Here is a 12333-nt window from a genome sequence, read left to right on the forward strand (position 1 = left end):
CACCGTAAATCCCTGCAAGTCTCTGCGTTTCCATGGTCATTGGGCGGAATTGCGCATGCAGAAACGTGCCTGTCAACAGTCAAAAGCGGCGCCCTGCCAACGGACCACCCGAGCCCTACTATCGGCTCGCCATGACAGCAGCAGGGAAGCATCAGGTGAGCCGGTCGACCGGCCGCCGGCTGGGACGGGCGGGCATCCGGGACGTGGCCGCCGCCGCCGGGGTTTCGATCACGACCGTCTCCGACGCGCTCAACGGCAAGGGCCGGCTACCGGACGCGACCCGCCGCCATGTCCGCGAGGTCGCCGACAGGCTGGGCTACCGCCCGTCCGCCGCGGCCCGCACGCTCCGCACGGGCAAGTCCGGTCTCATCGGCCTGACCGTGACCACGTACGGGGATGAACCTTTCACCTTCACCGAGTTCGCCTACTTCGCCGAGATGGCCAGGGCCGCCACGTCGGCCGCCCTGGCCCGGGGCTACGCCCTGGTCATCCTGCCCGCCACCTCACGCCATGACGTGTGGTCCAACGTCGCCCTCGACGGCACCGTCGTCGTGGACCCCTCCGATCACGATCCGGTCGTCTCCGACCTGGTCCGCCAGGGCATCCCGGTCGTCTCCGACGGCCGCCCCGCCGGCACCCTGCCGGTCACCGCCTGGGTGGACAACGACCACGAGGCCGCCGTGCTCGGCATCCTCGACCACCTCGCCGCGGCCGGCGCCCGCCGCATCGGCCTGCTCACCGGCACCACCACCGACACGTACACCCGGCTCTCCACCCACGCCTACCTGCGCTGGTGCGAACGGGTGGGCCAGGAGCCGGTCTACGAGAAGTACCCCGCGCACGACCCGTGCGCGGGCGCCGTGGCCGCCGACCGGCTGCTCGCCCGCCCCGACCGGCCCGACGCCGTGTACGGGCTGTTCGACCCCAACGGCACGGACCTGCTCGCCGCGGCCCGCCGCTACGGCCTGCGCGTCCCCGACGACCTGCTGCTCGTGTGCTGCAGCGAGTCCACGGTCTACGCCACCACCGAGCCGCCCATCACCACCCTGTCCCTCAAGCCGCGGCGCATCGGCACCGCGGTCGTCCAGCTCCTCATCGACGCCATCGAGGGGCTCGACACCGGGCGCCCGGTCGAGCAGGTCATACCGACCGAACTCATCGTCCGGACCTCCTCGCAGCGCCGCCCGCCCCGCACCACCGTCAGCCCGCCCCGGGGCCCGACGGGCTGAGGAACGGCCGCCGCGGCCCGCCCCGGGTCAACGTGCCGTTCCGCACCGTCGCGACTTCACCCGGCCGAGGGGAGGGCGCGCGGGGCGCGAGACCTGGGGGCGAATGACTCAATTGGGGAGAAAAAACCGTCCCGTGCGCCCGCCCGCCCCGATTCACGGCCCCTGGTGCGTCACAAGGCGCGACGGTCATTCCTATGATGGGCGCACGACACCACGGACCGCCGTCGACCAGGCAAGGTCCACAAGGTGCACGGCGGCGCGATGGTGGAGGGGTCGATGACTCAGGGGGCCGGTCAAGGACCCGCGGCACGGCACACGGCGGCGACCCCGCCCTTCCCCGGGTACGCCGCTCCTCCGCCCATGCCCGCGTACGCCCAGTCGGCGCCGCCCGTGCAGCCGCCCCTGGACGCCCCGGAGGGCTACACCCCGACCGCGCGCGACCTGCCGGTCATCGGCCAGGCCGTCCCCGACGACGTGCCCACGGTCGCCCTGACGCCCCTCCCCGAGCACCGCTCCCCGGCGGCGCCCGCCGGTCCCGGCCCGCTCTACGTCGTCGGCGACGTCCACGGCTATCTGGACGAGCTGCACGCCGCGCTCGCCGCCCAGGGGCTCATCGACGAGAACGGCAGCTGGTGCGCGGGCAACACCCGCCTGTGGTTCCTCGGCGACTTCACCGACCGCGGCCCGGACGGCGTGGGCGTGATCGACCTCGTCATGCGGCTGTCCGCCGAGGCCGCGGCCGCCGGCGGCTACTGCAAGGCGCTCATGGGCAACCACGAGCTGCTGCTCATCGGCGCCAAGCGGTTCGCCGACACGCCCGTCAACTCCGGCGCCGGCACCGCCTCCTTCCAGGCGGCATGGCTGCTCAACGGCGGCCAGCGCACCGACATGGAGCGCCTCCAGGACCACCACCTGCAGTGGATGTCGCGGCTCGACGCGATGGCGGAGGAGGACGGGCATCTGCTGGTCCACTCCGACACCACCGCCTACCTCGAATTCGGCGACTCCATCGAGGCCGTCAACGACGCCGTGACCGAGGCCCTCCAGCGCAACGACCCCGACGAGGTCTGGGACCTGTTCCGCAAGTTCACCAAGCGCTTCGCCTTCCGCGACGAGGCGGGCTCACAGGCCGCCCGCGAGCTGCTGGAGACCTACGGCGGCGGCCGCCTGGTGCACGGGCACAGCCCCATTCCGTATCTGCTCGGCGAAGTGGGCACCGAGGACGCGGACGGCGAGGACGGCGGCACGCCGGCCGTCGACGGTCCGCACCTGTACGCCGACGGGCTCGCGCTCGCCATGGACGGAGGGGTCACGATGGCCGGAAAACTGCTGGTGGTACAACTTCCGCTGAGTGGCTGAGGGTTCAGCGGGTAGGCGTCCGGGCAGGTACGGAGTTCCACCGCCGCGGGGGTAATTCGGCAAACACGCTGTCACCTCGCGCCGGAACGGCTCTACCATCGGGCTTATCCGTAGCAGGCTCTCCTCCGTTTCCGCCCACTGCCCGGTGCAAGCCGGCAAGAAGGCCCTACGGAGCATCGGGGGATGCACATGAACAGCGCTCCGCACCTGCTGGCCGAGGACCGCCCGGAATTCGAGCGGGTTCTCGACCAGGCGTTGCGTACCGCGGACCATGACCCGGAACTGGCCGCCGCGATAGGACAGCGGCTCAATGCAGAACAGCTGCGCACTATGGCGCTCAGCGCCACGACCGCCATCTCGGCATGCGCGAGTACCGAATACCAGAACTATGTAAGGGCGCGCGGCGCCCTGCGCGCGCTCTCCGCCTCTGCGCGCTCCCAGCCGGTTGGCGCCGGAGGCGCGCGCAGCGCCGAAAGCGCCCCTGACAATACGGCCGATCCCGCCACCGCCGACGAGGAGTCCGAGGGTTCCGCCGGAGCCGGCGCGGGCGCGGTCCTCGCCGTGCTCGCCCCGGTCCTCGCCGGGATCGCCGCCCTGCTCTTCCTGGCCGTCGGATACGCCCTGCGAACGGTCGGGACGGACGCGACCGTCGCCGATCCGATGGTCACCATCGGCTGGTGGTTCGCCGGCCTCACCGCCGCCGGGGCGTTCGTCGCCATGGTCGGCATGGTGCTGACGGCCCTGCGCAATGGGGTCGGCGAGGGGAGTGATGCGCGAGGGGTGGGTCTGAGCGAGGAGACCGAGCGGGCCAGGGAGGCATGGCGGCAGGCGCTGCTCCACCGCGGTGTGCTGCCCTTCCTCCGCGAGGCGCTCCACAACGCCCCGGCCCAGTCGCCACCCTCGTTTGTACCGCGCCGGCCCGACGGCCCGAGTCGTACGCCACAGCTGGGTTACTCCCGCCCGGGTTTCTCCAGCCCCGACAGCGAATCCGCCCCCAGCACCCGCCCGAGCTACAGCAGCCCCGACTTCACCAGCCCCGACTACGGCGGCCCGGACCACCGCCCGGACTGACCCGGGCCGCACCGAGAGCTCCGCGAGGCCCCGACACCTGCCGGGGCCTCTCTCAGATCCTCCGTCGGCCAGATCCTCCGTCGGCGGATGGAGCGGCTAGTCCGCGATCGGCAGATAGACCCGGTTGCCGGCCGCCGCGAACTCCTTGGACTTCTCCGCCATGCCCGCCTCCGGGTCCACGGCCAGGTCCCCGCCGTGCTCCCGGCGGATGTCCTGGGAGATCTTCATCGAACAGAACTTCGGCCCGCACATCGAGCAGAAGTGCGCCGTCTTCGCCGGCTCCGCGGGCAGCGTCTCGTCGTGGAAGGCCCGCGCCGTCTCCGGGTCGAGCGCCAGGTTGAACTGGTCCTCCCAGCGGAACTCGAACCGCGCGTCCGACAGCGCGTCGTCCCACTCCTGCGCCCCCGGGTGCCCCTTGGCGAGGTCCGCCGCATGCGCGGCGATCTTGTACGTGATCACCCCGGTCTTGACGTCGTCGCGGTCCGGCAGGCCCAGGTGCTCCTTCGGCGTGACGTAGCAGAGCATCGCCGTGCCCCACCACGCGATCATCGCCGCGCCGATGCCGGAGGTGATGTGGTCGTACGCGGGCGCCACGTCGGTCGTCAGCGGGCCGAGCGTGTAGAACGGCGCCTCCTCGCAGATCTCCTGCTGGAGGTCGATGTTCTCCTTGATCTTGTGCATCGGGACATGGCCCGGGCCCTCGATCATCGTCTGCACGTTGTGCCGCTTGGCGATGGTGTTGAGCTCGCCCAGCGTCCTCAACTCGGCGAACTGCGCCTCGTCATTGGCGTCCGCGATCGAGCCGGGGCGCAGCCCGTCGCCGAGGGAGTACGTGACGTCGTAGGAGGCGAGGATCTCGCAGAGCTCCTCGAAGTTCTCGTAGAGGAACGACTCCTTGTGGTGCGCCAGGCACCAGGCGGCCATGATCGAACCGCCGCGCGAGACGATGCCGGTCTTGCGGCGGGCGGTCAGCGGGACGTAGCGCAGCAGCACACCGGCGTGGACGGTCATGTAGTCGACGCCCTGTTCGGCCTGCTCGATGACCGTGTCCTTGTAGATCTCCCAGGTCAGCTCCTCGGCCCTGCCGTCGACCTTCTCCAGGGCCTGGTAGAGCGGCACGGTGCCGATCGGCACGGGGGAGTTGCGCAGCACCCACTCGCGCGTGGTGTGGATGTTGCGGCCGGTGGAGAGGTCCATGACCGTGTCGGCGCCCCAGCGGGTCGCCCAGGTCATCTTCTCGACCTCCTCCTCGATGGAGGAGGTGACGGCGGAGTTGCCGATGTTGGCGTTGACCTTGACCAGGAACTTCTTGCCGATGATCATCGGCTCGATCTCCGGGTGGTTCACGTTCGCCGGGAGGACCGCCCGGCCCGCCGCGATCTCCTCGCGGACGGTCTCCGGGGAAACGTTCTCCCGGAGGGCCACGTACTCCATTTCCTCGGTGATCTCACCGCGGCGGGCGTACGCGAGCTGGGTCACCGCGGTGCCCTGCCGGCCCCGGCGGGGCTGGCGCGGGCGGCCCGGGAAGACCGCGTCGAGGTTCTTCAGACCCCCGCGCGGAGAGGTGTGCTTGAGGCCGTCGTCCTCCGGGCGCATCGGCCGCCCGGCGTACTCCTCGGTGTCGCCGCGGCCGATGATCCAGTTTTCCCGCAGCGGCTGGAGGCCGCGCCGGACGTCCGTCTCCACGGTCGAGTCGGTGTACGGGCCGGAGGTGTCGTACAGCCGTACGTCCTGCCCGTTGGTGAGATGCACCCGCCGCACCGGGACCCTGAGGTCCGGTCGCGAGCCGGTCACGTAGTCCTTGTGCCAGCCGATCGGCTGACCGGTTTCGGACGTGCGTGCATCCTGCGAGGTCATGAGACCAGAACTCCCTACGCCGGCATTACCCGGTAACAGGTTCGGCGGTCGACGCAGCGGCTTCCGTACAACGATCCGTACGGAGGTCAGCGCCCTCTCAGCCCGGTGCTCCGAGCTCCCGCGATTGCAAAGGTGACACAACGCTAGCGGTTCCCCCGACCGGAGGGCCAGAGGGGCTTGCGATGATGCCTGGCGTGACCCCCACGGATCCTCAGCCTCCAGCCCGCCCGCACAGTCATGGCCACAGCCATGCGCACAGCCACGGCCCGCCCTCGCCGGTCTCCACGCACCTGCGCAAGGTGATCGCCGCCGTTCTGATCCCCTTCGCCGTCGCGGTGCTCGCCGGCCTCGTCATGATGTGGCCCGGCGGCCCGCCCCCGCACAAGCACGCCGGTCTCGGCCTCGACCAGCAGACCCGGTCGGGGCGCGTGGTGAAGATCGAGGAGCAGGACTGCGCCAGGACCGGCGCCCCGCCACCGCAGCAGCAGCCCCAGGAGTCCGGCGCACCGCAGCAGCCGCAGGGGCCCTGCGAGAAGACCGAGATCGAGGTGACGTCGGGCCCCGACAAGGGCCGCACCTTCACCGAGACCGTGCAGCCCAACGCCTCCCGCCGCTACTCGGTCGGTCAGGAGGTCGTCCTCGCCTACGCGCCCAAGGCGCCGAAGAACCTCCAGTACTCGGTCACCGATGTGGACCGCACCCTGCCCATGGCTGTGCTCGCCGGGCTGTTCGCCCTGGCGGTCGTGGTCGTCGGCCGGCTGCGCGGGCTCTTCGCGCTGATCGCGCTCGTGATCAGCTTCGGGGTGCTGACGCTGTTCATCCTCCCCGCGATCCTGCACGGTTCGGATCCGCTGCTGGTGGCGGTGGTCGGCGGCAGCGCGATCATGCTGATCGCGCTCTATATGTGCCACGGCCTGAACGCCCGGACGTCGGTGGCGGTCGTCGGCACGCTCACCTCCCTCGTCGTCATCGGCCTGCTCGGCACCCTGTTCACCGAGTGGGCGCACCTGACGGGCGACACCGACGACCAGACCGGACTCGTGCACGGGCTGTATCCGGAGATCGAGATCCGGGGCCTGCTGCTCGCCGGCATCATCATCGGCTCGCTGGGCGTGCTCGACGACGTCACCGTGACGCAGACGTCCGCCGTCTGGGAGCTGAAGGAGGCCGACCCGTCAGCGAGTTGGCGGAAGCTGTACGGGGCGGCGATGCGCATCGGGCGGGACCACATCGCCTCGGTGGTCAACACGCTGGTGCTGGCGTACGCGGGCGCGTCGCTGCCGCTGCTGCTGCTCTTCTCGATCGCGGACAGCGGGATGGGGACGGTCGCGACGAGCGAGCTCGTCGCGGAGGAGATCGTACGGACGCTCGTCGGCAGCATCGGTCTGGTGGCCTCGGTTCCGGTGACGACCGCGCTGGCAGCGCTCGTTGTCAGTGCCGACCGGCACAATGCGGGTACGGGGAAGGGCCGGGCGGCGAGGGGTGGCAAGCGCCGTCGGGCGAAGTGAGCGCTGAGATCGTGGGGGCGTCGGCGATCAAGGCCAGGGCCTTGGCCCTGGCCGAGAACCAGGATGCGGTGGTCGCGCGACAACTGGCCGAAAACCGGCCGGAGATCGTACGGGCCGGGGCGGGGGCCTTCGGGAACGTCGATCACGTGGTGCCGCTGAACGGCGCGGACGGGGTGTCCGACCTGTTCGCGAAGGCGCTGACGATGGGCGGTGGTACGGGCCTGGGACCGGCCCGGCGGCTACTCGCGAGCATGAGCACGACGACCGGCACGTAGGCCCCGGAAGGGGCTGCGGCGCCAAACGGGAGGAACGCGAAAGGACGACCTCACGGGACGACGGCCCGGCCGGCACGGACGGCACCGCCGAAGGCGGAGACCGGCCGAGGCGAGCAGAGGCCGGTCGAGGTGGCGGAGGCCGGCGGACGACAGCGGAGATCGGCGGACCAGCGAGGTCGGCGGAGATCGGCGGAGATCGGCGGACGACCGGCACGGCGACGCTGTCGGCGCCCGGCGCCGTCGGTGACGGCCTCGCGTCGGAGCGGACGCTCCGGCCGGCGGGAAGGCGGCAGGACCCGCAGCCGCCGTCGGGGACAGACGACAGGACAGCGGCAGGACAGCGGCAGAGCAGGCGGCAGGCCGACCGGCGAGAAGGCGGCAGGAGCCGCAGTCGCGGTCGCGGACAGGCGACAGGACAGCGACAGGACAGGCGGCAAGCCGACCGGCAGGCGAACCCGCCGCCGCTAACCCGCGTTCTGCCCCTCCGGGTTACCGGCGAGGATGTTGTCGAGCGCGGCGGCGAGGTCGTACTCGAAGTCCGCGACCGACCGCTCCTCGCCGAGCGGGGCGATCCGGTCCGTCCGGTCGAGGAAGGCCACCAGCGGCGCCGCCCCGGCACGGAACAGGGCCCCTTCGGCACCCACTTGCAGCCGGATGAACACGTCCGAGAGGTGCTCCGTGGAGGCGGGGGAGATGTGCACATCGCCCTCGCCCGACGGCTGGCTGAGCCCGTCCAGCAGCAACTCCCGAGCGAAAGCCCAGGTCACCGGAGCGTCCCCGGGCAGGTGAAAGGTGAACTTCACCGCATAGGGATCACTGCTGTCGTAGTCCAGCCCCACCGGAATCCGGAAGGACAGCTCCTCGGAGACGAGGAAGGTCATGATCACTTCTGCCTGAACCGTTTCGCGCATCGCCCAATGCCCCGATTCGTCGTTGTAGCCGGGATTGGCTCCCTATGCCCATATACGCTGTCGTCCGACAGCATCTGTGGATCACAGGGAGTGATTTTTCAGATACCAATAGAGATCGAGAGTGAGCTTACGAGCTCTATGACTCTGGAGCGTAGCGACTCGACTACGGGGCGGAGTCGTTCCGCGGGATTCAAGGCAGAGAAATCGCCATAAGCCGTCAACATCGACCCTGGGCATAGGTCAGGAAGGCTGTGGTGGCGATGCGCCGGGGTGACGTACTGCTGTCCCCCGTACACCGGTTGGAGCAGGCGGAACCGGACGCGCGGTCGCGGTCGGCGCGCCTACCAGTCGCCCTTCGACGACGAGGACGACGTGAACTTCTTGACGACGAAGATCAGGCCGCCGATGAGAGCGACCAGCAGCAGGGCCTTGAAGACCAGCGCGATGACGAAGCCGAGCACGCTCATGATCAGCCCGCCGAAGACGGCGAGGACGAGGACCGGCACGGCGATCCACTTCACCCACCACGGGAGTCCTCCGAAAATCCCCTTCTCAGCCATGTCGTTCGTCCCTGCTTTCGCTTCGTGGTCCCGGAGCGGGTCTGCTCCGGCCTCGCTCTCGATGCTAGGACGGACAGGCGGGCCCACGGGGGCCCCGGAGCCCCCGTCCGCCCCTGAGCGTTCCCCTACGGGTCGGGAGGACGGGAGGTCAGCTCTCAGGTGGAGAGAAGACGACCAGGACCCTCAGGTCCTCGCTGATGTGGTGGAAGCGGTGCGCGACGCCCGCGGGTACGTACACCACGCTCCCCCGCGCGACCTGCGTCGTCTCCGTGTCCACCGTGATCGACGCCCGCCCGCTCATCACCAGGTAGATCTCGTCCTGGGCGTGCGGGGTCTGCGGGTCGGTGTCGCCCGCGTCCAGCGCGTACAGCCCGACGGACATGTTCCGCTCGCGCAGGAATTGCAGGTACGCGCCGTCGTTCGCGGCCCGCTCCACCTCCAGCTCGTCCAGCCGGAAAGCCTTCATCGCTCGTCCACCCTCGTCACCCCTGGTCCTCGGTGCTCCACCTTCGGCCGCCCCGGTCCGTGCGGATCCGCGTCGGCCGATCCCGTCTGCAACGATCTCACCATGAAGAATTTCGTAGTCAAGACGATCGCCAACGCGGCGGCCCTGGCCGTGGCCATCTGGCTGCTCAAGGGCATCACCCTGTCCGGCGAGAACACCGTCCGTAAGGTGCTCACGCTGCTGGGCGTCGCGCTCGTCTTCGGCGTGGTGAACTTCATCGTCAAGCCGGTCGTCAAGTTGTTGTCGTTCCCGCTGTTCATCCTCACGCTCGGCCTCATCACGTTGGTGATCAACGCGTTGATGCTGTTGCTGACCTCCTGGATCGCGAGCAGGCTCGACCTGGCCTTCCATGTGGACGGGTTCTGGAACGCGCTGATCGGTGGCGTGATCATCTCGATCGTGGCGTGGGCGATGCACGTGATCCTGCCGGACGAGCAGGACTGACAGGGCCCCCGGCGGAGGCGGACCGAGAAAGGAAAACGCGCATGAAGGACGGCGACGGCACGCGTGTCGTACGGGCGGGGCTGCCGGAGCCGCGGGCGAACGAGCCGGTGCTCCCCGGCCCGGCCTTCGCCGCCCACTACCACCTGCCGGGCGAGGTCTCCGGCCCGTACACCTACGGCCGTGAGGCCAACCCCACCTGGACCGCCCTGGAGCGGGCCCTCGGCGAGCTGGAGTCGCCCGAGGACGGGCCCGGCGCCGAGGCCGTCGTCTTCCCCTCCGGGATGGCCGCGATCTCCGCCGTGCTTCTCTCCTTCCTGCGCCCCGGCGACACGGCGGTGCTGCCGGGCGACGGCTATCAGCTGCTGCCCGCCCTCCGCGAGCGCCTCGAAGGCTTCGGCGTCACCGTACGGACCGCGCCGACCGGCGACGACGCGCAGCTCGCCGCCCTGGACGGCGCGCGGCTGCTGTGGATCGAGTCGCCGTCCAACCCCGGCCTCGACGTGTGCGACATCCGCCGCCTCGCCGGGGCGGCGCACCGCCGGGGCGCGCTCGTGGCCGTCGACAACACCCTCGCGACACCGCTCGGCCAGCGCCCGCTGGAGCTGGGCGCCGACTTCTCCGTGGCCAGCGGCACGAAGGCCCTCACCGGCCACGGCGATGTGCTCCTGGGCCACGTGGCCACGCTCGACCCCGAACTCGCCGTGGCCGTACGGTCCTGGCGCAAGATCACCGGAGCCGTTCCCGGGCCCATGGAGGCATGGCTGGCCCACCGTTCCCTGGCCACGCTCCAGCTCCGCGTGGACCGCCAGGCGTCCACGGCCCTGGCCCTGGCGGAGGCCCTGCGCACCCGTCCCGAGGTCACCGGCCTGCGCCACCCGGGTCTGCCGTCCGACCCGGCGCACGAGGTCGCCGTGCGGCAGATGCGCGGCGGGCGCTTCGGCTGCGTCGTCTCCTTCGTACTCCCGGACCGGGCGCACGCCGAGCGCTTCTTGTCGTCGTTGCGCCTTGTCGACGAAGCGACGAGTTTCGGCGGCGTGCGGTCGACCGCCGAGCGGCGGGGAAGGTGGGGAGGGGACGCGGTGCCGGAAGGTTTCATCCGGTTCTCGGTGGGGGTGGAGGACACGGAGGACCTGGTCAACGACGTGTTGACGGCGCTGAACGCGGCTTAGCACAAAGTGAGTTGATGGCGCCAGAGGGTCATCGATCTACGGTACGGTTTCCGTTATCTCGGCCGCTTCGTGGCTTAAACGAGGCGACCCCCCGCGCTGGCGGCAACCGGCGGAGGGGGTCTACACCCAGCAGGAAGAACCCTTTCCCAGGATGTTCCGGCATGCTATCGCCCCTGCGCGATTCTTCTCCCAAGTCCCCAACGACATCATCAGGCACCCGCGCCTGTCGTCGGACGCCGTACGCCTGCTGAGCTGGCAGTTGTCGCTCCCGGAGGGCGCCGACGAGCCGCTGTCGAAGACGGCGGACAAGGCGGGCATCAAGAAGACGGCCCTCACCCGTGCCAAGCGGCAGCTCAACGCGGAGGGCTACTTCCACGAGTGGCGGCGGCAGGGCCGGGGCGGACTCTGGGCGACGGAGCAACTGGTCTCCAACACCCCGCTGACGCTCGCCGAGGCCAAGGAATTACGGGCGGGCGGGTGCGGCCGGCCACCGGCGGCCACGAAACCGGCCGCCGGTCAGCCGGAGAGCCGGTCCGCCGCCCATTCCCAAAGAAACACGGGGGAGAAGAGATCCAACCCTCCCTCCCCAGCCCCTCCGCCTCCGGCGCCGGAGTCCGCCGCGCCTCCTCCGCTGGTCGAACGGGCGGCGCGGGTGGTGGCCTCGATCTCCCACTCCGAACGCCGCCTGCGCCTGAACGGCCGCGACGTGGGACAACTGGCGCCGCTGGCAGCGGAATGGCTGCTGCGCGGCGCGTCGTCGCAGCACTTGCGCGAGGAGCTGACCGCCGGGCTCCCCGACCAGATCCACTCCCCCGTCGCGCTCCTGCGCAACCGCCTGGTCCGCAAGATGCCGGAGGCTCCGCCGTTCGCGGCGCCACCGCCGTCGGAGCCCCCGCAGCGGTTGCGTGCCTGCACCGGCGGCTGTGGTCGGGTGTTCCGCCCGCTGGGCGGGGAGACCTGTTGCCGCGCATGCCGTGAGGCCGCCGGGGACGACGCGTCGGGCGCGATCGCCGCGACGAGACGCGGCATGGCCGCGATCCGCGACGCGCTGAGTGGTACGGGCCTCAGCGGTACGGGTCTCAAGGGTGGGCTTGCCACTGATGCCTGCCCATGAGGCGCAGCGCGGCGGCCATCCGCTCCCGGTCGCCCTGGGCCTCGGCGGCGCGGCGCTCGGCCCTGATCTTTTCGCAGGCGCCACACCGGGGGAGCCGCAGCCCGGCGACGACGCACTCGTCCCGCGTGGCCAACCGCAGCGCGTCCGGCGGCACCTCCCACTCCCGCCCACCGCGCGGCGCCCGCACGTGCACACGCGGCCCCACGACCCCCATGACCTGCGCGAGCGTCCCGTTCCGCCTGTCCACGACGTACGCGCCCTCCCGGTACGTCATCACGCTCCGCTGCTGCTGATCGTTCCGCTGCTGATCACTCATGCGAGCACCGTCGCC

12 protein-coding genes and 1 pseudogene are annotated in these 12333 nt (G+C 70.7%); 8 read left to right on the forward strand and 5 right to left on the reverse strand.

The window, feature by feature from the left end; translation table 11 throughout:
- Positions 1–131: 131 nt before the first annotated feature.
- The 3 genes from ACZ303_RS01995 to ACZ303_RS02005 all read left to right on the forward strand — a co-directional run bounded on the left by ACZ303_RS01995 (position 132) and on the right by ACZ303_RS02005 (position 3659).
- Positions 132–1229: a LacI family DNA-binding transcriptional regulator gene (locus ACZ303_RS01995; RefSeq protein ID WP_467334075.1), complete on the forward strand. Its 1098-nt coding sequence runs from the start codon at positions 132–134 to the stop codon at positions 1227–1229.
- Between the two features lie 276 nt (positions 1230–1505).
- Complete coding sequence (locus ACZ303_RS02000) at positions 1506–2588, forward strand: metallophosphoesterase (RefSeq protein ID WP_467334077.1); 1083 nt, start codon at positions 1506–1508, stop codon at positions 2586–2588.
- Between the two features lie 183 nt (positions 2589–2771).
- A complete protein-coding gene (locus ACZ303_RS02005) occupies positions 2772–3659 on the forward strand; it encodes a hypothetical protein (protein ID WP_467334079.1) in 888 nt (295 codons plus the stop codon).
- A 96-nt stretch (positions 3660–3755) separates the two neighbouring features.
- Here the strand turns inward: ACZ303_RS02005 and thiC are convergent, their stop codons facing one another.
- Positions 3756–5516, reverse strand: coding sequence for a phosphomethylpyrimidine synthase ThiC (gene thiC, locus ACZ303_RS02010; RefSeq protein ID WP_467334081.1), 1761 nt, complete (start codon positions 5514–5516; stop codon positions 3756–3758).
- Between the two features lie 185 nt (positions 5517–5701).
- Between thiC and ACZ303_RS02015 the strand changes: the two genes are divergently transcribed.
- Positions 5702–7024 (forward strand): YibE/F family protein, encoded by a 1323-nt coding sequence (locus tag ACZ303_RS02015; RefSeq protein ID WP_467334604.1) that lies wholly within the window; start codon positions 5702–5704, stop codon positions 7022–7024.
- A 17-nt stretch (positions 7025–7041) separates the two neighbouring features.
- Positions 7042–7299: pseudogene (locus ACZ303_RS02020) on the forward strand (flotillin family protein); the annotation flags it as partial.
- A 464-nt stretch (positions 7300–7763) separates the two neighbouring features.
- Here ACZ303_RS02020 and ACZ303_RS02025 read toward each other — a convergent pair.
- From ACZ303_RS02025 to ACZ303_RS02035, 3 genes are all read right to left on the reverse strand, one after another.
- Positions 7764–8210 carry an SsgA family sporulation/cell division regulator gene (locus tag ACZ303_RS02025; protein WP_215079873.1) on the reverse strand — a complete coding sequence of 149 codons (447 nt, stop codon included), beginning with the start codon at positions 8208–8210 and terminating at the stop codon, positions 7764–7766.
- Positions 8211–8551: 341 nt separating this feature from the next.
- Entirely contained in the window at positions 8552–8770 is a 219-nt protein-coding gene (locus ACZ303_RS02030) for a DUF5326 family protein (protein WP_467334086.1), read from the reverse strand.
- A gap of 148 nt (positions 8771–8918) precedes the next feature.
- On the reverse strand, positions 8919–9236 hold the full coding sequence (locus ACZ303_RS02035) for a cupin domain-containing protein (RefSeq protein WP_467334088.1): 318 nt from the start codon (positions 9234–9236) through the stop codon (positions 8919–8921).
- A 102-nt stretch (positions 9237–9338) separates the two neighbouring features.
- Here ACZ303_RS02035 and ACZ303_RS02040 point away from each other — a divergent pair, with 102 nt between their 5' ends.
- The 3 genes from ACZ303_RS02040 (at position 9339) to ACZ303_RS02050 (ending at position 12002) form a co-directional block, all read left to right on the forward strand.
- On the forward strand, positions 9339–9719 hold the full coding sequence (locus tag ACZ303_RS02040) for a phage holin family protein (RefSeq protein ID WP_467334090.1): 381 nt from the start codon (positions 9339–9341) through the stop codon (positions 9717–9719).
- Positions 9720–9760: 41 nt separating this feature from the next.
- Entirely contained in the window at positions 9761–10888 is a 1128-nt protein-coding gene (locus ACZ303_RS02045; RefSeq protein WP_467334092.1) for a cystathionine gamma-lyase, read from the forward strand.
- Positions 10889–11039: 151 nt separating this feature from the next.
- Positions 11040–12002 carry a hypothetical protein gene (locus ACZ303_RS02050; RefSeq protein WP_467334094.1) on the forward strand — a complete coding sequence of 321 codons (963 nt, stop codon included), beginning with the start codon at positions 11040–11042 and terminating at the stop codon, positions 12000–12002.
- Here ACZ303_RS02050 and ACZ303_RS02055 read toward each other — a convergent pair.
- Positions 11968–12318: a hypothetical protein gene (locus ACZ303_RS02055; RefSeq protein WP_467334096.1), complete on the reverse strand. Its 351-nt coding sequence runs from the start codon at positions 12316–12318 to the stop codon at positions 11968–11970. The two genes, ACZ303_RS02050 and ACZ303_RS02055, sit on opposite strands and share 35 nt — an antisense overlap.
- Between the last annotated feature and the right edge of the window lie 15 nt (positions 12319–12333).

The sequence above is a fragment of the Streptomyces sp. NPDC023527 genome, from assembly GCF_055560115.1.